At 48.9% G+C, this 23,656-nt stretch carries 19 protein-coding genes, 1 other RNA gene and 1 pseudogene; 20 read left to right on the top strand and 1 reads right to left on the bottom strand.

Features of this window, described 5'->3' with window-relative positions; genetic code table 11:
• The first annotated feature begins 69 nt into the window (after nucleotides 1–69).
• Genes NIA71_RS11285 through cls form a run of 4 tightly spaced genes read left to right on the top strand, consistent with a single transcriptional unit; the run spans nucleotide 70 to nucleotide 4,231 of the window.
• Nucleotides 70–1,053, top strand: a complete 984-nt coding sequence (locus tag NIA71_RS11285) for an ABC transporter substrate-binding protein (RefSeq protein ID WP_148396093.1) — start codon at nucleotides 70–72, stop codon at nucleotides 1,051–1,053.
• A 6-nt stretch (nucleotides 1,054–1,059) separates the two neighbouring features.
• A complete protein-coding gene (locus tag NIA71_RS11280; RefSeq protein WP_148396246.1) occupies nucleotides 1,060–1,959 on the top strand; it encodes an ABC transporter permease in 900 nt (299 codons plus the stop codon).
• A complete protein-coding gene (locus tag NIA71_RS11275) occupies nucleotides 1,952–2,725 on the top strand; it encodes an ABC transporter ATP-binding protein (protein ID WP_148396094.1) in 774 nt (257 codons plus the stop codon). The genes NIA71_RS11280 and NIA71_RS11275 overlap by 8 nt, the downstream gene beginning before the upstream one ends.
• 30 nt (nucleotides 2,726–2,755) lie before the next feature.
• The gene (gene cls / locus NIA71_RS11270) at nucleotides 2,756–4,231 is read left to right on the top strand and encodes a cardiolipin synthase (RefSeq protein ID WP_148396095.1); all 1,476 of its coding nucleotides are present in this window, start codon (nucleotides 2,756–2,758) and stop codon (nucleotides 4,229–4,231) included.
• Between the two features lie 72 nt (nucleotides 4,232–4,303).
• Here cls and NIA71_RS11265 read toward each other — a convergent pair whose 3' ends face one another.
• Entirely contained in the window at nucleotides 4,304–4,711 is a 408-nt protein-coding gene (locus NIA71_RS11265; RefSeq protein WP_148396096.1) for a LysM peptidoglycan-binding domain-containing protein, read from the bottom strand.
• Between the two features lie 162 nt (nucleotides 4,712–4,873).
• On the opposite strand from NIA71_RS11265, the gene NIA71_RS11260 reads away from it, so the two are divergent.
• From NIA71_RS11260 to NIA71_RS11185, 16 genes and pseudogenes are all read left to right on the top strand, one after another.
• Entirely contained in the window at nucleotides 4,874–5,590 is a 717-nt protein-coding gene (locus tag NIA71_RS11260; RefSeq protein WP_148396097.1) for a site-2 protease family protein, read from the top strand.
• A 12-nt stretch (nucleotides 5,591–5,602) separates the two neighbouring features.
• Nucleotides 5,603–7,819 carry an ATP-dependent helicase gene (locus NIA71_RS11255; RefSeq protein WP_253020428.1) on the top strand — a complete coding sequence of 739 codons (2,217 nt, stop codon included), beginning with the start codon at nucleotides 5,603–5,605 and terminating at the stop codon, nucleotides 7,817–7,819.
• A gap of 11 nt (nucleotides 7,820–7,830) precedes the next feature.
• The gene (ligA, locus tag NIA71_RS11250) at nucleotides 7,831–9,825 is read left to right on the top strand and encodes an NAD-dependent DNA ligase LigA (RefSeq protein ID WP_148396099.1); all 1,995 of its coding nucleotides are present in this window, start codon (nucleotides 7,831–7,833) and stop codon (nucleotides 9,823–9,825) included.
• Nucleotides 9,818–10,822: an AIR synthase family protein gene (locus NIA71_RS11245; RefSeq protein ID WP_253020427.1), complete on the top strand. Its 1,005-nt coding sequence runs from the start codon at nucleotides 9,818–9,820 to the stop codon at nucleotides 10,820–10,822. The genes ligA and NIA71_RS11245 overlap by 8 nt, the downstream gene beginning before the upstream one ends.
• A 131-nt stretch (nucleotides 10,823–10,953) precedes the next feature.
• Nucleotides 10,954–11,053, top strand: an RNA gene (gene ffs, locus NIA71_RS11240) — signal recognition particle sRNA small type.
• A 54-nt stretch (nucleotides 11,054–11,107) separates the two neighbouring features.
• Nucleotides 11,108–12,664 (top strand): DNA polymerase III subunit gamma/tau, encoded by a 1,557-nt coding sequence (gene dnaX, locus NIA71_RS11235; protein WP_253020426.1) that lies wholly within the window; start codon nucleotides 11,108–11,110, stop codon nucleotides 12,662–12,664.
• Between the two features lie 22 nt (nucleotides 12,665–12,686).
• Complete coding sequence (locus NIA71_RS11230; protein WP_336246043.1) at nucleotides 12,687–13,028, top strand: YbaB/EbfC family nucleoid-associated protein; 342 nt, start codon at nucleotides 12,687–12,689, stop codon at nucleotides 13,026–13,028.
• Between the two features lie 3 nt (nucleotides 13,029–13,031).
• Nucleotides 13,032–13,631, top strand: a complete 600-nt coding sequence (gene recR / locus NIA71_RS11225; RefSeq protein ID WP_148396103.1) for a recombination mediator RecR — start codon at nucleotides 13,032–13,034, stop codon at nucleotides 13,629–13,631.
• A gap of 118 nt (nucleotides 13,632–13,749) precedes the next feature.
• Nucleotides 13,750–14,019 (top strand): pro-sigmaK processing inhibitor BofA family protein, encoded by a 270-nt coding sequence (locus NIA71_RS11220; RefSeq protein ID WP_148396104.1) that lies wholly within the window; start codon nucleotides 13,750–13,752, stop codon nucleotides 14,017–14,019.
• Nucleotides 14,020–14,223: 204 nt separating this feature from the next.
• A complete protein-coding gene (locus NIA71_RS11215; RefSeq protein ID WP_148396105.1) occupies nucleotides 14,224–15,729 on the top strand; it encodes an amino acid permease in 1,506 nt (501 codons plus the stop codon).
• A gap of 344 nt (nucleotides 15,730–16,073) precedes the next feature.
• Nucleotides 16,074–17,618, top strand: coding sequence for an amino acid permease (locus NIA71_RS11210; RefSeq protein WP_253020425.1), 1,545 nt, complete (start codon nucleotides 16,074–16,076; stop codon nucleotides 17,616–17,618).
• Between the two features lie 181 nt (nucleotides 17,619–17,799).
• Nucleotides 17,800–19,494, top strand: a complete 1,695-nt coding sequence (locus NIA71_RS11205; protein ID WP_253020424.1) for an APC family permease — start codon at nucleotides 17,800–17,802, stop codon at nucleotides 19,492–19,494.
• 517 nt (nucleotides 19,495–20,011) lie between these two features.
• Nucleotides 20,012–21,394: pseudogene (locus tag NIA71_RS11200) on the top strand (NADH-quinone oxidoreductase subunit L); the annotation flags it as partial.
• Nucleotides 21,395–21,944: 550 nt separating this feature from the next.
• Nucleotides 21,945–22,808: a respiratory chain complex I subunit 1 family protein gene (locus tag NIA71_RS11195; protein WP_148396109.1), complete on the top strand. Its 864-nt coding sequence runs from the start codon at nucleotides 21,945–21,947 to the stop codon at nucleotides 22,806–22,808.
• 13 nt (nucleotides 22,809–22,821) lie between these two features.
• Complete coding sequence (locus NIA71_RS11190; RefSeq protein WP_148396110.1) at nucleotides 22,822–23,301, top strand: NADH-quinone oxidoreductase subunit B family protein; 480 nt, start codon at nucleotides 22,822–22,824, stop codon at nucleotides 23,299–23,301.
• On the top strand, nucleotides 23,302–23,655 hold the full coding sequence (locus NIA71_RS11185) for an NADH-quinone oxidoreductase subunit C (protein ID WP_148396111.1): 354 nt from the start codon (nucleotides 23,302–23,304) through the stop codon (nucleotides 23,653–23,655).
• Nucleotide 23,656 lies beyond the last annotated feature (1 nt).

Here is a 23,656-nt window from a genome sequence, read left to right as displayed (position 1 = left end):
TTTTTTGTGGAACGCCTACCGAGCAGAGAACATCCAAAAAATAAACAATATAGATAGGAGAAAAAGAACATGAAAAAACGGATTGCAATTTTAATGGTGCTGATTATGGCAGCAGCCGGCGTGCTGGCAGGCTGCGGATCGGAAGACGGTGCAAACAAAGATACGATGAAAATCGGGCTGGTTCAGCTGGTGGAACACCCATCTCTGGACACCATTCGCGAAAGCATTATCAAACAGCTGGAAGCGGACGGCTATAAAGATGGGGACAATATCACCATCGACTACCAAAACGCCCAGAACGAGCAGGCCAACCTCAAGACCATCTGCCAGGGATTTGTAGCGGACAAATGCGACCTGATCATCGCCATTTCCACCCCGGCGGCCCAGGCTGCTTACGGCGAAACAAAAGACATCCCAATCATCTTTTCTGCAGTCACCGACCCAGTAGCGGCGGAGCTTGTGGAAAGCTTTGAAAAACCGGGCGCAAACATCACCGGGACATCGGATTTAGTGTCGGCGGACAAGATCATGGATCTGGCGCTTAAAATCACACCGGATGTTAAGACCATCGGCGCGCTGTACAATTCCAGCGAAGTCAACTCCGTATCTGTTGTAAACGATCTGAAAGCCTTTGCCAAGAAAAAGGGCATGAAGGTGGAAGAAGCTGCTGTGACCAATTCCAATGAAATCCAGCAGGCGGCCCAGAGCCTGGCAGGAAAATGCGATGCCGTATTTTCGCCCATCGACAACACGGTAGCATCAGCCATGTCCGTTGCCGCTACTGTATTCAACGACGCCAAGGTGCCGTTTTATGTGGGAGCGGACTCTATGGTAAAGGACGGGGGCCTGGCCACTTACGGAATTAACTACAAAACACTGGGGGCTGAGACGGCGAAAATGGCGGTGGAAGTTCTCAAAGGCGGAGATACCAGCACCATGGCCGTAAAAGTTATGGATGATATGCAGGCGTATATTAACCGGGCGACAGCAGATGCAATTGGTGTGAAAATACCTGAAGACATTTTGAAAAATGCAGAAAACTTAGGAGAGTAAGCGATGATAACAGTCGGTGCACTGATCGGTTCCATAGAACTGGGAATGATATATGCCATATTGGCTTTAGGCGTTTTTCTGTCCTTTCGTACACTCAACACGCCTGATTTGACAGTAGATGGGAGTATTGTTACAGGGGCGGCGGCTTCGGCCATGCTCTGCACCCTAGGCGTCCATCCGCTGCTGGCGCTGGCAGCGGCATTTATCGGCGGGGCCTGCGCAGGCGCCATCACGGCCCTGCTTAATACAAAATTAAAAATACAAGCTCTTTTGGCAGGAATTCTTGTCATGTTGGGAGTCTATTCCATCAACTTGCGCATTATGGGAGGAAAAGCCAACCTGCCGCTGATGAAAAGCGAAACGCTGTATACAAAGGCCGGAGAGATGTTCCCAGCCCAGTATTCTAAATTGATCGTCGGCGCAATTGTGCTGATCGTGGTCATCGCCATTTTCTTTTTCTTCCTCAAAACCAGAATCGGATTTGCCCTAAGGGCGACGGGAGATAATGAAGAAATGGTGCGGGCTGCCGGTATCAGCAGCGACAATATGAAGCTTTTGGGCCTGGCTGTTTCCAACGGGTTTGTAGGCCTCGCCGGCGGCCTTTTGTCACAGTATCAGGGATACTGTGACATTGGCATGGGCGTCGGTATGGTGGTGATCGGGCTGGCCTCGGTCATCATCGGTGAAGTGATTTTTGGCACTACAAGCCTGCTGAGACGACTGATTGCAGTAGCCCTTGGCGCCGTGGTATACCGGCTGATTCTGGCCATTGCCTTGAATTTTGGCATGCAGGCCACGGATATGAAGCTGGTTTCTGCGGTTATCGTGGTAATCGCCTTATCCATGGGCGTACTGGGAGAAACCTTCTCCATCAGAAAGAAGAAGCGGGGGGCGAAAAATGCTTAAAATTACCAATCTGACAAAAATATTCAGCCCGGGTACCATCAATGAAAAGCTGGCATTAAATAATTTGAATTTGTCTCTGGAAAGAGGTGATTTTGTTACCATCATCGGCAGCAACGGGGCCGGAAAGTCGACACTGATGAATTGTATTGCGGGTGTACACGCTGCGGACGGTGGTAAAATTCTTCTGGATGGGCAGGATATTACCAGGCTGCCGGAACACCGGCGGGCAAAAAAAATCGGCCGTGTGTTTCAGGACCCCCTAAAAGGGACTGCCTTTGATATGACGATTGAAGAAAATCTTTCCATTGCCTACAATAAAATTCGCAGCAGAGGATTCCAGCCGGGCATTACCAAGAAAGATAGAGAGCTGTTCAGGGAAAAACTCAGGCTGCTGGACATGGGGCTGGAAGACAGGATGAAGGAAAAGGCCCGGCTTCTGTCAGGCGGACAGCGGCAGGCGCTGACCTTGTTCATGGCAGTCATCGCCCAGCCTAAGCTTTTGCTTTTGGATGAACATACCGCTGCCCTGGACCCATCGGCCGCCAGGAAAGTTCTAGAGCTGACTGACCTCTTTTCTCAAGAAAAGGATATGTGTACAATGATGATTACCCACAATATGAAAGCAGCCCTGGAACATGGAAACAGAACCATTCTCATGCGGGACGGCCAGATTGTCATGGATTTGTCGGGAGCTGAACGTGAACGGATGACTGTGGAGAAACTGATTGATAAATTTGAGATCGATAATGACAGAATGCTTCTGTAGTTAAATACTGGAGGCAAAGAGGAGTTAACGATGTTTGACTGGTTTGGTATATGGCGGGAATTACCGCACTTTGCACAATTTACAAGCGTGCTGTTCATAGTGAACCTGATGATCGCGTGCACCATTATCTTCCTTGAGCGCAAAAATCCGTCGGCAACGCTGGCATGGATCATGATTTTATTCCTGCTGCCCATAGCAGGAATAATTTTTTATTTTTTGTTCTCACAGCATATTTCCAGGAAACGAATTTTCAGACTGACCAGATCAGAAGAGGAGGCCATAGACGGAAGCCTCAAGGAGCAGATGACGGACATAAAGCGGGGAACCTATCAATTTGCCAATCCTGAGGCAAAGCGCTGGAAAGATATGATCCATCTCAATCAGCTTTACGGCAGGGCGTATTACACTCAGAACAACAAGATTACCATTTTAACCGGCGGCCGTCACAAATTTCGCACCCTTCTGCGGGACATTGAAAATGCCACCACTTCCATCAACATCATGTATTTTATCATCAAAAACGATCCAGTAGGCAGGCGCTTTCTGGAGGCCCTGACAAAGAAGGCCAGAGAAGGGGTGGAAGTGCGGCTCCTGATGGATGCCATGGGCAGCAGACAGATCAACGACCGGCTGCTGGAGGACTTTATAAAAGCAGGCGGCAAACGGGCCTATTTCTTTCCGCCCAAGTTTAAAATTATCAATATCCGCTTTAATTACAGAAATCATAGAAAACTGGCAGTCATTGACGGAGAAGTGGGATATATCGGCGGATTTAACATTGCTAGAGAATATTTGAGCATGAAAAAGAAGTTCGGATTTTGGCGGGATACCCATCTGCGGGTTATGGGAAGCTGTGTTCAGGATATCAACGCCAGATTCCTGCTGGACTGGAGATTTGCCGCAAAGGAAGATGTGAAGCTTTCACAGGCCTACTACAGCGATGTAATCGAGGTGGGAAGCACCGGAGTCCAGATCGTATCCAGCGGGCCCGATTCGGAGCGGGTGGAAGTAAAGCGGGCTTATTTGAAGATGATTACCGGGGCGCAAAAGAACATTTACCTGCAGACCCCCTATTTCGTTCCGGACTCCAGCATTCTGGAAGCGCTGAAAATGGCCGCCCAGAGCGGCGTGGACGTGCGCATCATGATCCCCTGCATGCCGGACCATATCTTTGTCTATTGGGCCACCTATTCTTATGTGGGCGAGCTGATTCGCTCCGGCGGCAGAGCCTTTATCTACGACCGGGGATTTCTCCATGCAAAGACCATTGTGGCCGACAGCGAAGTGGCCAGCGTAGGCTCGGCCAACTTTGACCGGCGCAGCTTTATGCTGAATTTTGAAGCCAACGCCTTTCTCTACGACGGCGAAGAAGCCCGCAAGCTGGAAGCCATATTTGAAAATGATATGGGGGACTGCCACGAGCTGACGCTGGATTTGTACCAACAGCGTTCCCTTTGGATTCGTTTTAAGGAAAGCCTGGCCCGTCTGCTTTCCGACTTGCTGTGACCGGAGGCAAACTCCGCGGACCTACGTACGGATACGCAGCGCAGGCCCAGGACCTTGCCGAAGCAAAACTTCTTACTGAGGAATACAAAGCTCCGTTCCAACCTGCAAGTTGTAAGGGTCGATGTTTGGATTGGCGTTCATCAGCGCATCCAGCGTGATCTTGTGCATCTTTGCGATCATATAAAGGGTATCGCCGGACTTAACGGTGTGAGTAGTTTTGCAGCCTGGATTGGGTGAAGCATCCGGCTGCGGCTCAGGCGTCTCTTCCGGACCCACTTCCGGCAGAGGCTGAGGAATCGGATCCTCCTGCGCAAGACCTGGTATGCAAAGGTTTGTTCCGATCCTCAGGTTGTAGGGATTGTGCACTTTGTTAGCCCGCATCAGAAGGCCGACATCCACATTGTAGCGCTGTGCGATTGAATAGAGCGTATCTCCTGCCCGGACTGTGTAAACATCCACGCAGACATATTTATTAGCCATAAAGAATTGTCTCTCCTCCCTGGCCGCTTGCGGCCAATTTGTTTCTTATTTATCATATTTAAAAACCGGCGGAATTGTGATAGAATATATCATACTTTATGTATTAAGCAGAAGTTTGCCGGCTGGGACCGGCCAAAAGGTAAGAAAGAAAGGATGAAGGATTTGAGAAGAAGAATAGTTGACCCTGTGTTTTTAATATTTCTGGCATTGATGGTTTTTTCATCGCTGCGAAGATTTTCCAGCCCTATGGAATGGCTCATGCACACGATTTTAATCATACCGGGCGTTATCGTAGGAATTTCGTTTCATGAATTTGCCCACGGCTGGGTAGCGTATAAGCTGGGCGATCCAACACCCAAATATCAGGGGAGGGTGACGATCAACCCGGCGGCTCACGTGGACCCCATCGGCCTGGCTGCCCTCATGTTCGCCGGCTGGGGCTGGGGCGTGCCGGTGGAAATCAACCCCAACAACTTTAAGAAGCGCAGACGGGATGAACTCCTGGTCTCTTTGGCCGGAGTAGTGATGAATCTGATCGTAGCCATAGTCTTTGGCTTTATCATGAAGCTGGTACTGATGGTGGCGGGCCAGGGCTTTATGCTGGGCGGCTTCGGAGAGGCCCTGTGGACGATCCTGCTCTACGTGGTTCAGATCAACCTGGTGCTGATGATCTTCAATTTGATTCCGGTTCCGCCTCTCGACGGGTTTTCCATTATCAGCGAAATCTTTAACATCAAGCATACCCAGCTTTACTATACGATCTATAACAACGGATTTTTCATACTGATGTTCCTGGTGCTGTTTAACATCACAGGCATCATTTTGAATCCGGGCGTGAACTTTTTTATGAATCTGATCTGGAACTATATTATATTTTAGGCGGAGGAAGAAATGGATTACTTAGACAATCTCAATCCGCAGCAAAGGGAGGCAGCTCTGTACACAGAGGGGCCTCTCCTGATTTTAGCGGGCGCGGGAAGCGGCAAAACCAGCACCATGACCCATCGAATCGCGTATTTGATCGAGGAAAAGGGAGTCAATCCGTATCATATTTTAGCGGTTACCTTTACCAATAAGGCGGCTCAGGAAATGCGGGACCGGGTGGAAAGCCTCATCGGATCCGGGGTCAATATGTGGATCCTCACCTTTCACTCGGCCTGTCTGCGCGTGCTGAGAAAACACGCGCAGCTTTTAGGCTATAAAAAGGATTTCGTCGTCTACGATCCCACGGACCAGAAAGCGGCTATGAAAAACATCGTCAAAGAGATGAATCTGGATGATAAGCGGTATACACCCGCCTATTTTCTCAGTATTATCAGCGACTGCAAAGAGAAAGAGCTGGACCCCAAACAGTATCTGGCCACATACGGTGAGGACCCCAAGACAAAGATTGTCTACCAGGCCTACCGCTCTTATGAAACGCTGCTGAAAAAAAACAATGCCATGGATTTTGACGATCTGCTGCTCAATGCGGTCCGGGTATTTAAACAGGACGAGGCGGCCTTGCTTGAATATCAGAATCGATTCCAGTATATTATGGTGGATGAATACCAGGATACCAACTTTATCCAATATACATTTATAAAAATGCTGGCGGAAAAGCACAAAAATCTTTGCGTGGTGGGAGATGATGACCAGTGCATCTATCAGTGGCGTGGCGCGGATATCCGCAATATTCTGGAGTTTGAAAAGGACTTCCCCAATGCCAAAGTGGTCAAGCTGGAACAAAACTATCGTTCCACCGCCAACATTCTGGCGGCGGCCCATTCGGTGATTGAAAAGAACCGGGGAAGAAAAGAGAAAAAACTGTGGACCTCAAAAGCGGACGGACAGAAAATTGCCTATTACCGTGCGGATGATGAGCGGGACGAAGCCCATTACGTGGCCCAGCAGATCGACCATCTGAAGAGAAAGGACCTGCGCTACAGCGATTTTGCAATCCTCTACCGCACCAATGCCCAGTCCAGAACCTTTGAGGAAGCCCTCTCCAGGAGAGATATTCCTTACCGGGTTCTGGGAGGACTGAGGTATTACGATCGAAAGGAAGTTAAGGATATTGTCAGCTATATGAGGCTGGTACAAAATCCCGATGACGATCTGGCTCTGCTGCGCATTATCAATGAGCCCAAGCGCGGGATCGGCGCAAGGACGGTGGACAAGCTGCAGGCTTTGGCGCGGGTCCGGGGAGAAAGCCTCTTCGATACGCTGATGGATGAAGAGGTGGTGAGCGGCCTGTCGGCAAAAGCATCCGCCGGTATCCGCAGCATGGTTGAAGTGATCCAACAATACAGCAAAGAACAATCCAATTTAAGGGTTTCGGATATTTACGACGGGCTGCTGGTTGGTACGGGTTATTTAAAAGCCCTGGAAGAGCAGAACAATCTGGAGGCGGAAAGCCGAATTGAAAACTTGATGGAATTCAAATCAGTCATCTACGATTACGAGAAGGATGATGAGCAATTGTCCCTGCCCGACTTTATGGAGCGGATCGCCCTTTTGGCGGAAGTGGACAACCACGATGAAAGCGAAAACGCGGTGGTTCTGATGACCATGCACAGCGCAAAGGGTCTGGAATTTCCTTTTGTGTTCCTTCCTGGCCTGGAGGACGGACTTTTCCCCGGCTGGCGGGCTTTCGAGAAAGAAGACGGGCTGGAGGAAGAACGGCGGCTTTGCTATGTGGGCATGACCAGAGCCAGAGAGCGGCTTTTTCTCACCAGCGCAAGCATGCGGACCCTGTACGGAAAAACCGATTATACCAGGGAATCGCAGTTTTTGCGTGAAATGGATAAACATCTCATCGATGGGGATGCTATTTTTGAAAAGAAAAAGGAAGCCAGGAACTCCCGTTCCCTTGACGGATACAGCCGTGAGACGCCTTTTAACCCCTTCGATCAGTTGAAATATGTCAAACAGCAGGTCCGCCAGAGAGCGGCATCGGGTGAAACCTTTCAGGTGGGAGATGATGTAACCCATCCCAAATTCGGACGGGGCACCGTGCTCAAGGCAAGCGACAAGATCATCGAAGTGTCCTTTCGGGACGGATCGGTAAAAAAGCTGGCCGCAGGCATCGCTCCCCTTACCAGGTACATACCAAAAAATGAAAGGTAAGCAAGACAAGAATGGAAGATAAACGAAAAGAAATACAGGAAAAAGTGGAGCTGCTCAATCAGGCTTCCCGCGCTTATTATCAGGAGAGCAGGGAGATCATGAGCAATCTGGAATACGACAGGCTGTATGATGAGCTGGCCCAGCTGGAAAAGGAAACAGGCATCGTACTGGCCCAGAGCCCAACGGTCAATGTGGGCTACCAAGTGCTGGATAGCCTGCCCAAAGAGCGCCATCCGTCGCCCATGCTTTCTCTGGACAAGACTAAGGATACCGGGGAGCTGGCCGACTGGCTGGGAGAGCAGAAAGGCCTGCTTTCATGGAAGATCGATGGCCTGACCATTGTCCTTACTTACCGGGAAGGGCAGCTTTACAAGGCGGTTACCAGGGGCAACGGGGAAATCGGAGAAGTGATTACCTCCAACGCCAGAGTCTTTAAAAATATTCCGGTGAATATTCCCTTTCAGGGCGAGCTGATTCTCAGGGGCGAAGCCTGTATCAAATATTCGGATTTTGAAAAGATCAATGAAACCATTGAAGATGTTGACGCCCGTTACAAAAACCCGCGAAACCTTTGCAGCGGCAGCGTGCGTCAGCTGAATAACGAAATTACGGCCAGGAGAAGGGTACATTTCTTCGCCTTTGGACTGGTGAGCGCCGAGGGTATGGAGATGACGTCCCGGGAGGAACAATTTCTCTGGCTGGAAAAACAGGGCTTTCAGGTGGTGGAATATAAGATGGCTACACGTCAGAATCTGTCCCGGCAGGTGGCATGGTTTGCCGATCATGTGGAGAAGAATGATATCCCTTCCGACGGGCTGGTTTTGATATTTGACGATATCGCTTATGGAGCCTCCCTGGGAGCTACTTCCAAATTCCCCAGAGATTCCATCGCTTTCAAGTGGCGGGATGAGATCAAGGAAACCACGCTCAAGGAAATTGAATGGAGCGCGTCAAGGACCGGCCTCATCAATCCGGTGGCAATCTTTGATCCGGTCCAGCTGGAGGGTACTACCGTTACCAGGGCCTCGGTGCATAACGTGAGCATTTTAAAGGAGCTGCGCCTGGGTCTGGGGGATCATATTCAAGTCTATAAAGCGAACATGATCATTCCTCAGATCGCGGAAAACCTGACGAAGAGCGGCGATTTGGCCATACCCGATGCCTGTCCTGTGTGCGGCGAGGAAGCGGTGATCAAAAAGGATAAGGATGTGGAAGTGCTCTATTGCACCAATCCTGAATGCCTGGCAAAACAAATCAAGGCTCTGACTCATTTTGTCAGCCGCAATGCGATGAACATCGACGGTTTGTCGGAGGCGACGCTGGAAAAACTGGTGGCCCGCGGGTATATCAAAGAGCTGGCGGATTTGTTCCGGCTGGGGCGCTTTAAAGAGGAAATCACATCCATGGAAGGCTTTGGAGAAAAGTCCTTCGACAACTTGATGAATGCGCTAAAGACAGCCAGAAACACCACGCCAGCCAGACTGCTCTACAGTCTGGGGATTCCCAATATAGGCGTGGCCAACGCCAAAGTTATCGCTAAGGCCTTTGAAAATAAGTGGGAGAAGATACAAAACGCAGAAGAGGAAGAGCTGGATGCCATCGACGGGATTGGAGATGTTATGGCTGCTGGATATACAGCGTTTTTTCAGAAGGAAAAAAATCGCCGGATCATCGGCGATCTGCTGGAAGAGCTGGTATTGGATGAAAGCTTTCAGCAGGAGGAAGTCCAGGGGTTTGCCGGCAAGACCTTCGTAATCACAGGCAGCCTTAACCATTACGAAAACCGGGATGCCCTCAAGGCGGTCATCGAGTCGCGGGGCGGAAAGGCGGCCGGATCGGTGAGCAAAAAGACAGACTATCTGATCAACAACGATAATCAATCGACCTCATCCAAAAACAAAAAAGCCAAGGAACTGGGAGTCCCCATTATTACGGAGGAACAGTTTATAGAACTTCTTGATGAAGCGGATAAATCTAAGTCTGAAAAGGAGATTACAAATGCTTAAAACCGGAAAACTGGACAGTGAACTGCTGGAAAAGATCGTATTCAACAACATCAAATTCAAAAGGCCGGAGGTCCTCACAAGGCCGGGCATTGGGGAGGACTGCGCGGTGGTGGATTTCGGGTCGTATGAATGTATCATGTCCACGGACCCCATCACGGCAGCCATCAGTGAGATCGGCCGGCTGTCCATCCATATTTCCTGCAACGATATCGCATCCAACGGCATTCAGCCTTTAGGCATCATGCTGGCCGTCATGCTGCCTGTGGGAACGACGGAGGAGCAGATTGAAGAGATGATGCGCCAGGCCGGCGAAGCTTCGGAAGAGCTGGGCGTGGAGATCATCGGCGGCCATACGGAGATCACTCCGGCTGTGACCAAGCCAGTGATCGTTTCCACAGCCATCGGCAGAGGCGAAAAATGGGCTTCTCAGCATTCGGAAAACATGCGGCCGGGGGATTTGATCATGATAACGAAATCCGCCGGTCTGGAAGGCTCTGGGATCATTGCCTGCGATTTTGAGGAGCAGCTGCAAAAGGTGCTCACCCATGAGGAGATCGAGAAAGCTAAAAGCCTGCTGGGAAAGGTCAGCGTTGTAAAAGAAGGAGTCGCGGCCGGAAAGGTGGGAACCCATGGGATGCATGATGTGACTGAGGGCGGCGTGCTGGGGGCTGTCTGGGAAATGTGCCAGATCGCCGGCACCGGCGCCGAGCTGTGGGTGGATCAGGTCCCGGTGGAGCCGGTAACAAGAAAAATCTGCGATTATTTTGATATCGATTACCTGCGGCTGATTTCCAGCGGCTGTATGATTATCATGGTTGCGCCTGACAAGAAGGAAGAAATGGCAGAGGCCATGAAGGCTGCGGGTGTGGAGGCTTCTTACATAGGCGTGATCAAGGATTCGTCAGCCGGCATCTGCATGAATGTCAACGGGGAGCTGATCGAGATCGCGCCGCCTGCCAGCGATGAGCTGTATAAGGTGGTGGGTGAAGAAAGCTAGTGCAGCCCCAGGCATGGCTGGCATGGACCACGAATTCCAAGCGGCCGCATGAAATAACCCTTGACGAAAGACCTTAAAAATAATATAATTGATAAGCATGAAATTGCCCTTTGATAGCTCCGTCTGGTATGGTTGGGGTCCTGCGCAATAAGACTCCGTGAACCTTGTCAGGTCCGGAAGGAAGCAGCAATAAGCGGAAGCTCTTATGTGCCGCAGATCAGCCTTTGCTAACGCCTTGCGGAGCTTTCAAAGGGCAATTTGTTTTTTGATGAAGTGAGGTAGAACATGTATACTGCTCTCTACAGAGCCTACAGGCCGGAGGTTTTCGAGGAAATTCTCGGTCAGGGCCATATCATTAAAATATTGAAAAATCAGCTGGCCACCGACTCGGTGAGCCACGCTTATTTATTCTGCGGAACAAGAGGCACCGGCAAGACGACTACAGCCAGAATTTTGGCCAAGGGCGTCAACTGCACGGCGGACGGCGGACGGCCCTGCGGCGTCTGTGCCAACTGTACGGCCATCAAGGACGGTACCTTCATGGATGTGATAGAGATCGACGCAGCTTCCAACAACGGGGTGGAAAACATCCGCGAGCTGCGGGAAAGCGTCAAATACCCGCCGGCCGTGGGCAGAAAAAAAGTATATATCGTGGACGAAGTGCACATGCTTTCCACGGGAGCTTTCAACGCACTGCTCAAAACCCTGGAAGAACCGCCGGAAAATGTGATGTTCATCCTTGCCACCACAGAGCCGCAAAAGCTTCCCGCCACCATTCTTTCCAGGTGCATGCGCCTGGATTTCAAGCGGGTGCCGGAAGAAACCCTGGTGGGAGGAATGGAAGATATCTGCCAGCAGAAAGGCATTGACGCTTCTCAGGGCGCGCTGCGGCTGATCGCGGCCAACGCGGATGGATCGGTGAGAGACGGACTCAGTATTCTGGACCAGTGTATTTCTGGCGGACAAACCCGTGTGGAGCGTGAGGACGTCCTGGATTTTCTGGGTACTGCCGGAGAGGAAGTGTTCCTGGAACTGACCGATAAAATTACGCTGAGACAGCCCCAGGAAGCGCTTTTGATGCTGGAACAGATTCTGGCCGACGGAAAGGATGTAAGGCAGTTCATGAAGGACTGGCTGTCCCACTACCGCAACCTGCTCATCACCAAATTTATAAAAAATCCGGAGGATATGCTCAACCTGTCCCCGGAGAACGTGGATCGGATCCGCCGCCAGAGCGACAGCCTGGATCTGGCGGATATCAACAATGCTATTATTGAACTTTCCAGGACTATGTCGGAAGCCAAATGGTCCACCCAGCCGAGGATTTTACTGGAGCTGTGCATGGTGAAAATGGCCACCGATCTGATCGACCCGGCCGGAGCAGCGCCGAGAATGGTTCCGAGAACCGCACCGCCTGCTGCCAGCACCGCCATAAAAACGCAGAGTCCCGATCAGGTGGATGCTTCTGCACCTGCAGAGGGGCAGACCCATCCGGACGGCAGCCCCGCACCGGAAAAAAGCTTTGATTACGACAGCCTGTGGCATGCTATTTTTGAAGAAGCTGAGGCATCCAGAGGCAGCTTCAATCTGATCCGCAGCGGAACCAGATTGACGGAAATGACCGATGAGCTGTTTACAGTCGTGGCGTCCAATGCCGCTGTGTGCGGATACGTGGAAAACAACAGACAGGTATTGGAAGACCTGATGGAAAAACATACAGGCAAGCGAAGGGGGCTTCGCTGTCAGCTGGAAGGCGAGGATTGCGCGCCAAAGACCGACGATGCTCAGCGCCTTGCCAAAACAGCGGAGACAAAACTTGGATTAAATATCGAGATTGAATAAGGAGGAGAATATGGGAAAAGGAATGAGAGCCGGAAAAAAGCCAAAGGCCGGCGGCATGGGAAACATGCAGAAACAGATGCAGCAGATGCAGGCTATGCAGCGCAAAATGGATGAGCTGCAGGGTGAAATCGATCAGATGGAAACGACGGCTACATCGGGCGGCGGCGCCGTGACGGTAACGGTGACCGGCAAAAAGGAAATCAAGAACATTGAAATCAAGCCGGAGGTCGTGGATCCGGACGATATTGAAATGCTGCAGGATTTAATCTTGGTTGCGGCCAATGAAGCTCTGAGGCAGATGGAAGAGATTTCGCAGAACGAAATGAACAAGCTGACTGGCAGTCTGGGGATTCCGGGGCTGTAGGTCATGAAATATTATGCCAAACCGCTGAGCAAATTGATCAGCGAACTTTCCAGGCTGCCGGGCATCGGGGGTAAAACCGCCCAGCGGCTGGCTTTTCATATTCTGTCCATGGACGAAAAAGAAGCGCTTGCCCTGGCAGAATCCATAACGGAAGCCAAGAAAAACATGAAGTACTGTTCCGTTTGCGGTAATCTGACGGATACGGATCCTTGCATGGTCTGTTCCGACCCCGCCAGAGACCGCAGCGTTATTTGTGTTGTCGAAACCCCCCGGGATGTGGCAGCCATGGAACGGATCAAAGAATACGGCGGCCTCTATCACGTGCTTCATGGAGCGATTTCTCCCATGGAAGGGATCGGACCTGAGGACATCAACCTCAAACAGCTGATCGTCAGGCTTCAGCAGGAGGATGTACAGGAGATCATCCTGGCGACCAATCCCAATATTGAGGGGGAAGCCACTGCCATGTATATTGCCAGACTGGTTAAACCCTCCGGAATCAAAGTCTCACGCATTGCCCACGGCGTTCCGGTTGGCGGCGATCTGGAATATGCCGATGAAATTACTTTGCTTAAAGCCATGGAAGGCCGCAGAGAATTGTAAATCATTTTCTGAAAATAAAAGAAGACGTGCGACTCGTTCGATAGGACGGGTCTTTTTTTTGTCCTCTGCGCATAGCCTGTTACATAAGAAACAATAGATAAAGCTTAAGGAGGTTATTATGAGCTTTGGATTGGAAGCCGGCATTTTTGTGGCCTACGCGGCATGCCTTTTTTTGATTTACGTGCTGGGAAAGCTATTGATCGTGCCCCTTAAATGGGCGGGGAGGATGCTGATTAACAGCATGATAGGAGGTGTGCTGATTGTTTTAATCAATATTCTGGGCGGGAATTGGGGGCTATTTGTGCCTTTAAACCCTTTGAGCGCGGTCATTATTGGAATTCTGGGCCTGCCGGGAGCCGTGGGCCTGTTATTGTTTTTTAATCTATAATTCTCAAAAATGATACGGATAAAAATTAAAAATGAGAAAATTCTCATTAATATTGACATTTTTGCACGAATGTGAAAAAATAGAGCAGTCCATTAAGTAACTGAAAATTTCGAATTACCTTTTACCCTTGGAAAGGTTGAGCCTGCTAGAGAATGGACGAATCTAATCATCTGCATATCTTGTATATGTGAGAAGGAGGCAAAAATGTCAGAAGAAAGAAATGTAGCTCCGGCGGGAGAAGAGACGCAGGAGCTAAAAAGAGGTATTAAGGGGTGGCAGGTCGCATTTATTGGTCTTGGCGGCGTAATCGGATCCTGTTATTTTCTGGGTCTTGGTATTTGCGTCCACGACATGGGACCCGCAGTATTTATCGCTTTTGCGGTAGTTGGTGTTATCGTTTATGGACTTATGATCGCTTATGCGGAATTATTGGTCAACCTTCCGAGGAAGGGTTCTTTTGTAGCTTATACCAATGAGTTCTTAGGGCCAACGATATCCACCGGCATGGGATGGGCATTCTGGTTCAACTGGGTATGCTACTGTCCTTCGGAAGCCATTGCCGTTGCTACGGTATTACAGTCCTTGACGGGGGCGACGAGCGCGACTTCGTATGTGGCCTTCGCAGTTGGAGCGCTGTTGGCGCTGACGATTATCAATCTTTGCGCGGTTGATATCTTTGCGAAGATCGAATCGGGACTGGCTATTACAAAGGTTTGCGTAATTATTTTATTTATTATCCTGGCTTTCGGAATTTGGGTAGGCCTCTGGGGAAGCGACGGTTTCCTGGGTGCTACTGTAAACTTCGGAGATGCAGCTGTCGGATTCGGATCACAGCTTTTCCCCAACGGGGCAGCTATTGTAATGACCTCCATGGTTGTTGTGCTGGTAACCTTCCAGGGTACGGAAATCGTAGGCTTGACAGCTGCGGAAGCGGAAAATCCGGACCAGTCGGTTCCAAAAGCATGCAAGAGCGTTACCTATCGTATCGTGGGACTGTATATGGTTCCGATTCTCTTGCTCATCCTGATCTTCCCATATGCACTGGGATCAGATGCTACTCCGATCTTTGCCGATACGCTCAAACTTTATAATTTGAATGGATTTGCTTTGATCATGAGCGCTATCGTACTGGTTGCGGCCTTCAGCTGCGCCAACACCGGCTTCTATGGAACAGTTCGCTGTATGTTCGGTCTTTCCATCGAAGGTCTGGCACCGAAGTTTCTCAGCAAGCTCAACAAGAACGCCAATCCGAAGAACGCAGTATTGTTTACACTGCTCTTCATGTGGATTGTGTTGATCATCGGTCTGTTTTCTCAGTTGACCGGCGCGCTGGAAAGCTTGTACGCCAGCCTGCTGTCCATGTCCGGCTTTACCGGAACTCTGGCTTGGGTAGGCATCATTGCTTCCCAGATACTCTTTAGAAGAAGATTGAAGCAGAGGGGCTACGATCCGGAAACCTGCCTGCGGGCTAAAGTAAGCAAGGGACAAGCCTGGATTCCGTGGTTCGCTATGATCGCCCAGCTGGCTTGCTTAGTGTTGCTGGCCTTTGGCGAAGGACAGCTGCCTATCTTTGGCCTGGCCTGCGCTGCCGTATTCGTGCCCATGATCGTGCGTGCGATTCTGGCTAAAACGGGACATGTGCGTGACATCAACGCGCTGGGAAGCGACGAAAAGTCCTTTGACGAATTATATCCGGATTTGACGAAATAGTTAGAAAATTACATATTAACAAGGGAAAATAGAAAAGAGATCGAACCGCTTTTGTCATGTGGTTCGATTTCTTTTTTTGAAGAAGGATATGTAAGTTTTAGAAGACACTAATGAGGCCGTTGAAAGCACGCGATTGCAGTTGCTGATATCTCAGTGTTGAGAAATGAAAAAATCAGAATTGAGAAATTTCTCAGAATCGTTGACAATGAGAGAAAAGTATGAAAAAATAAAAAAGCCCTAAAAAACTGAATATTCTGCTTATGCTTTTACCCCTTGGAAAGCTGCGGAACTATGAAGAGAGGGCAAATCTAATCATATTTTTAATATGTGAGAAGGAGGCAAATATGTCAGAAGAGAAAAAAGTTGTTCAGGTAACAGAAGAGCCTCAAGAACTAAAAAGAGGCATTAAGGGCTGGCAGGTAGCGTTCATTGGTCTTGGCGGTGTAATCGGATCCTGCTATTTCCTCGGAGTAGGCTGGTGTATCCAGGCTATGGGACCAGCAGTATTTTTAGCGTTCGGCGTAGTTGGAGTTATTGTTTACGGACTTATGATCGCTTATGCGGAATTATTAGTCAACTTACCGAGAAAGGGTTCTTTTGTAGCCTACACCAATGAATTTCTAGGAGAGACCATGTCGGTGGGTATGGGCTGGTCCTTCTGGTTCAACTGGGTGTGCTATGTACCTTCAGAAGCCATTGCGGTTTCCTATGTACTGCAGAGCCTGACGGGCAACAAAAGCGCAATCGCTTATGTTGCATTTGCAGTGGGAGCCTTGGCGGCACTGACGATCATCAATCTTTGCGCAGTCGATATCTTTGCGAAGATCGAATCAGGACTGGCTATTACCAAAGTATGTGTTATCATTTTGTTTGCGCTGCTGGCCTTTGGTATCTGGGTCGGACTGTGGGGCAATCCTCAGGGCGTTGTCCAGGGTGCCGTGGAAGATGGATTCAAAGGCATGGGCGTGAATTTCGGCGATGCTGATTTTATGGCCGATCTGTTCCCTAACGGATTTGCAATCGTATTGACCTGCATGGTTGTTGTACTGGTTACCTTCCAGGGCACGGAAATCGTCGGTCTTGCAGCGGCAGAATCTCAGGATCCGGACAAATCTGTACCGAGAGCCTGCAAGAGCGTTACATATCGTATCGTAGGTCTTTACCTGGTACCTATCCTTTTGGTGCTGCTGGTTTATCCGACTGACTTGGGTACTGATGAAACACCAATCTTTGCCGATATCATGAAAGCTTACGGCATGGGACCCTTTGGCTTTATCATGAGCGCTGTCGTACTGGTAGCGGCCTTCAGCTGTGCCAATACGGGATTCTACGGAACAGTAAGGTGTATGTACGGCCTGGCGGTTGAAGGTCTTGCGCCTAAATTCCTGGGCAAGCTGAATAAGAAGGCGACTCCTAAGAATGCGGTACTTTTTACCTTGCTTTTCATGTGGATTGTACTGATCATCGGTCTGGTTTCAGAACTGACCGGCACTTTATCAAATCTGTACACCAACCTGCTGTCCATGTCCGGATTTACCGGAACACTGGCCTGGGTCGGCATTATTGCTTCTCAGAAGCGATTCAGAGTAAGGATTAAGCAGAGAGGTTATGATCCGGATACTTGTCTGCGTGCCCGCGTGAGCAAAGGACAGTCCTGGGTTCCATGGTTTGCTATGATTGCGCAGCTATGCTGCCTGCTGTTGATGGCATTTGCGGATCCGGAAATTACCGGCGGCGGCCCCATTGTATTTGCAGTGGCATGTGCAGCAGTTATTGTTCCTATGATTGTGCAGAAGATTACCAAGTCCATGGGTAAGACGAGGGTCATCAATTCGCTCGGCGCAGACGAAAAGACCTTCGATGAAACCTTCCCGGATTTAACTAAATAGTGAAAAACATTCGTATACAAGGGAATTGAAATTGTAAAGGAAAATAACAATTTTGAGATTAAAAGAGAACGGGTTTGCTGTTCTCTTTTAATTCGTCTTAATTAATTGATAATTCAAACAAATGGTGTATAATTAGATTTGTAATTATGTTTTATTTATTTTGTTTTGAGGAGGTAAAGACATGAGTGAACAAAGAAACTCAGCGCCTGTTAATGTAGGCGAACATGGGTTGAAGAAACATGACATTAAAGTGTCCACCGTAGTGTTCATGATCTTCTGTCTGGTTGCCGCCGGTTGTTACGGAATCGAGGAAATGATTCCGGAATGCGGCCCTGGACTAACCATCGTTATGCTGTGCGTTCTGCCTTTTGTTTGGGGACTGCCCTTTGGTTTGGTAGCTTCCGAGCTGGGTTCTGTAAGACCGCAGGAGGGCGGCTATTACAAGTGGGTCCAGGAGGCCCTTGGCGAGTTCTGGGGATTCCAGGCTGGCTGGTGGAGAACGATCTCCATCTACATCGATAACACATCCTATGTTATCCTTGCAGGCGGGTATGCTGCCACGGTATGGGATATGACATGGGGGATGGAATTTGCTCTAAAATTTGCAATGATTTTAATTTTTACGTTGATCAATATCCGCGGAGTAAAAGATGTAGGTATTGCAAGTACAATCCTGTCGATTTTGGTAATGGTAGCCTTTGCTGTCGTCGCGGTTTGCGGCTTCATCAATTGGGGTGGCGATGCGGAGACGGCATCCACGATTTCCTTCCAGATGACGGCGGAACCTGCAGAAGGCCTGAGCGATTGGTTCTTCTATATTGCGGGAGGCATTTCCATCGGAATGTGGATGTACTCCGGATATGAATCCATGTCCACCATTGCGGGAGAAGTTTCCAATCCGCAGGTTATTCCAAAAGGTACGTTGATTACCATTCCGCTCATCATGGCTGTTTATATTCTGCCGACAACGGCAGGCCTGGGCTCTCTGGGCAACTGGGAAAACTGGGGAACAGAAGGCGATGCTGTGGGATATGCGACGGTTGTCTCCCACTTCTGGGGACCTGCATTTGGTGTTATATTCGCCATTGTGGCAATTTTGGCTCAATGTTCCATCTATAATACATATATCGCATCTGGATCCAGAGGATTCTTCGCTTTGGCAGATGACTTCCTTGCTCCGCCGGTAATGGTAAAGTGTGATAAAAAACATGGTGTTCCGTATGTGGCAGTATTATCAGTAGGAATTTTCAACTTGATTTTCTGCATGTTCCCGTTTGGGTTCATTATCATACTGGATGTCGCGCTGTTGATGGCTTCCTACATTTTGGTATACATCTCAGCGATGGTGCTCAGAAGAAGAATTCCGAGAGAAGAATATGTATTCAGAATTCCTGGCGGCAACGGGCTGTTGGCCGCGATCTGCATAGTACCAATCTGCGTGGCGCTGTTCGCCAATTTTGTCAACGGTTCCGACTACTATTTGGGCGGTATGATCGGTATTATTACAGGACCGATTCTGTACTTTATCTGGAGGAGAAGATACGGTGGTCTTACTAAAAAAGATCCAGTCAACTTCCCGAAAAATGAAAAAACCGGTCTGGCTGTTGGAGATACAAAGAAGATTGCCTTCCTGTTCCTGGTAATGACCATCATGAATGGGATTGCGCTGCTGTTCGAGCCTTGGTATGAAGGTTGGGGCACAGAGGATGCCTGGGAATCAGGCGACTATTTCGACGGTATTCTGGAAGGATCCAATGTGGATACCATTGTTGGAACGATTCAGATCGGTCTGGCTATTCTGACGGTAGTCTGTGCAGTGGCGTGCATCGTATTCTTCATTCTTTCGAAGAGCGTTGAACCGAAGAAAGAGAAATAAGCCAAAGTTTGTTATAGAATTATCGAAAGAGGCTGTCGCATTCAATTAGTTATGAATGCGATCAGCCTCTTTTTTGCTTTGGGCCGGAATGGGCTTTAAGCCGGGTCGCGGCGGGCTGACCTTTGAGCTAGCCACCTGTCAGCCGGTCATCTCGGGGCAAACCCCATCATAAAACGCAGATGGCATATATTCTCAAAAAAGAGATTTTTTGAGATGAATGCTTCTTGTTAGGGGTGTCTTACTATGAGAAATATCCCTTCTTTAGGAAATCTTTAAAATGAGAACGTATACAGGATCCACAGGAGTTCTGCCAAGGTCCGCCAAAAAATTGTCTTTTTTTTGAGACTTTTTTGCTGAAAAAATAAAAACCGCAGAAATTCAACCGTTTGCGCCGGATAAACAGAAATTTCAGAAGATTGAAAATATAATCTAACGCTTGTTATTGGATATATATATAGGTATAATGAGGTGTGAGAAATTGGCACTCATAAAAAGTTTTATTTATTAGGAGGATAAAATGGGCACTATATTTTTTCTAATCTTGTTTCCATTAGTTGTGGCCTTTGTTCTTTTAGTAGTTAAAGCTGACGCAGCAAGAGACGTGATCGTTAAATTTGCGGCAATTGTAATCGCCGCCGGATCCATCTTCCTTGCAGTACAGTATTTCAGAAATGGCGGTCAAATGTTTGACTTCAGCCATGAAGCAGTCAATTATGTCATGATGATTATCGAAGCCTGTCTGGCAATCTATATCATCATCATCGGCATCAGACACAAGAAATACCTGGCATCAGTTTTTGCAGCCATTCAGACACCGCTTCTGATATGGTTCGAACTTACTAAAGGACATCACATCGAAGTCGTCAACAATATGTATATTGACAGACTTTCCGTGATCATGGCTCTGATCATTGGAATCATCGGAAGCCTTATCTGCGTGTATGCATTAGGCTACATGAAAGACTTCCAGCATCACCACGCTGGTGAAAAAGACAGAAGACCTTGGTTCTTCTTCGTTATGTTTCTCTTCCTGGCAGCGATGTTCGGTATCGTTACATCGAACAACCTGATTTGGATGTACTTCTTCTGGGAGATCACGAGCCTTTGTTCTTTCTTCCTCATCGGGTACACCAAGACTAAGGAAGCAACCAACAATGCGTTCCGCGCCCTGATCATGAACCTTTTGGGCGGCGTTGGTTTTGCGGCCGCCATCCTCATCCTGGGAATCGTTTACCAGACTCTGGAACTGAGTACAATGATTACATACGGAATGATGTACTCCGGAATCATGGCAATCCCGGCAGCGTTCCTGGCATTTGCAGGAATCACTAAGGCGGCTCAGATGCCGTTCAACAGCTGGCTGCTCGGTGCTATGGTAGCACCGACACCGACTTCGGCGCTGCTCCACTCTTCCACAATGGTTAAAGCCGGCGTATTCCTGATTATTAAGCTGGCACCATGTCTGGGGATGGGCAACTTCGCGGGTCTGATGACCATGACTGTAGGCGGTGTAACCTTCCTGCTAGCATCCTTTGCGGCTATCTCGCAGAGCAACGCCAAGAAGGTACTGGCTTACTCGACCATTGCCAACCTGGGACTGATCGTAACCTGCGGCGGTATCGGTACGGCTGGTGCGGTATGGGCAGGCATCATGCTGATTATATTCCACGCAATCACCAAGTCTCTGCTGTTCCTGTGCGTAGGTACTGCGGAACACAATATCGGCAGCAGAGATATCGAAGATATGGACGGTCTCTTTGGAAGAATGCCTCGTTTGGCAGCTTTCATGATGATCGGCATCGCAGGCATGTTCTTGGCACCTTTTGGAATGCTGATTTCAAAATGGGCCTCCATGACAGCGTTCGTAGATTCCGGCAATTTGATTCTGGTTGGCATCATCTGCTTCGGCAGTGCGGCGACCGCTTTCTACTGGACCAAATGGCTCGGTAAGATGGGTGCTATCGTAGCTGGCACGGAAAATATCCAGCAGAAGGTACATAAAGAAGAATGGTTCGTACAGGGAACGCTGGTTGCGCTGACCATCGTTGCATGTCTGGCTTTTCCGCTGATTTCCAGCTATTCCATCGTTCCTTACCTGGAAGGCGTATTCGGAGGACTTTCATCCATGGCGCTCTCCGCAGACAACATGATCATCATGGTTATCATGGTAGCCGTGGTACTGCTGTTGATCGCGTTCTTCTTCGGACGAACAAAGAAAAAAATCGTACCTATCTATATGGCTGGTGTTAATGAAGGAGATGACCTTCGTTTCCACGGCGCAATGGACAGACCGGTTGATGCATCGCTGCGTAACTGGCATATGGAAAAATATTTCGGCGAAATGAAGATGAATGTCATCGGATGCATCATTACTTCGGCAGTTATCATTATAGGACTGGGCCTGATGATCGGGTCACTGGTTGCGATCATGACAGGAGGTGCTGCTTAAAATGATTAAGATAATAATATTTGTAGTCGCATATCTTGTTCTCGCACCGCTCGTTGGAGGATTCTTAGCAGGTATCGACCGTATCATTTCCGCAAGAATGCAGGGAAGAGTGGGACCGCCGGTTCTGCAGCCGTTCTACGATGTGCTGAAGCTGAGAGAAAAAGAAGACATTACTGTTAATAAAGTACAGGATTTCTACGTAACTTGCTTCTTCATCTTTGTGCTGGTTACAGGCGGAATCTTCTTCGCAGGCGGAGACCTGCTGCTGGTCATTTTCACACTGACTTTGGCAAGCGTATTCCTCATCGTCGCAGCCTTTTCATCCAATTCTCCTTACTCCCAGATCGGTGCTGAGAGAGAATTGCTGCAAATGCTGGCATATGAACCGATGGTACTTTTGACGGCGATTGGATTTTACATTGTGGTTGGAAGCTTTGAAGTGCGTCAGATTGTTGCTACTGACTCTATGTCCTTCCTGCCGTTGATCGGAGTGTTTTTCGGATTCCTGTTCATTTTGACCATTAAATTCAGAAAGTCGCCTTTCGACCTGTCCATGTCGCACCATGCGCATCAGGAACTGGTAAAAGGACTGGTTACTGAATTTTCAGGAAAGACGATGGCTCTGATCGAAGTTGCTCACTGGTATGAGAACATTTTCCTTTTGGGATTCATATTCCTGTTCTTTGCCAACGGCACGATCTGGGGCGCTGTAATCGGCGTAGTTGTATGCCTTGCAGCCTACTTCCTGGAAGTGTTCATCGATAACTGTTTCGCAAGAATGAAGTGGCAGGTTGCCATCAACTCAGCGTGGATTGTAGCGCTGGTGCTTGGTATGATCAACTTGTTCATCGTATATCTGGTATAAAGGAGGTGTAGAGATGTCATATGTAACAAAATCACCATGGGTCATCCATTATGACGGCTCCAGCTGCAACGGATGCGACATAGAAGTACTGGCATGCCTTACACCTATGTACGACGTTGAGCGGTTTGGTATCATCAATACCGGTAACCCAAAGCATGCGGATGTGTTTCTGGTAACCGGATCTGTAAATGAGCAGAATAAAGAAGTCGTAAAGCAGATTTATTCCCAGATGCCGGAACCAAAAGTGGTTGTGGCCATTGGAATTTGCGCCAACAACGGCGGCGTTTTTAAAGAATGCTATAACATTCTAGGCGGCGTCGATACCGTAATCCCGGTAGACGTATACGTTCCGGGCTGCGCGGCTAGACCGGAAGCAATCATTGATGGAGTTGTAAAAGGCCTGGGCGTTCTTCAGGAAAAGAGAAACGCTATGAACGGCAATACGGCAGCTCCGGCGATCGACGCAGAACCTGCAGAAAAGGAGGAAGCTTAAATGAGATCATATAGAGAACAAAGCATTGAACCCGTTGCAGCTTCTGATCTTTTGTCAAAAGCCAGAAACATGAAAGCGGAAGGCTACAGGCTGCTGCAGATCTGCGCGACAAAGGTTTCGGAAGGATTTGAAATCCTTTATTCCTTCGATAAGGATCATGAGCTGTTTAACCTGAGAGTGACGATTCCGGAAGAAGAAGAGATTCAGAGCGTTACCGGCGAGTATTGGAGCGCGTTCATTTATGAAAATGAAATGCACGATCTGTTCGGAATCAAGATTAAGAATATTGAATTGGATTACGGCGGACATTTCTTTAAGGTGGCTGAACCTACTCCATGGAATCCAAAGAACTAAG

The organism is Ihubacter massiliensis, assembly GCF_024125305.1.
Classification (GTDB): Bacteria; Bacillota; Clostridia; order Peptostreptococcales; family Anaerovoracaceae; genus Hominibacterium; species Hominibacterium faecale.
This window is presented reverse-complemented; position numbering and strand designations above follow the sequence as displayed.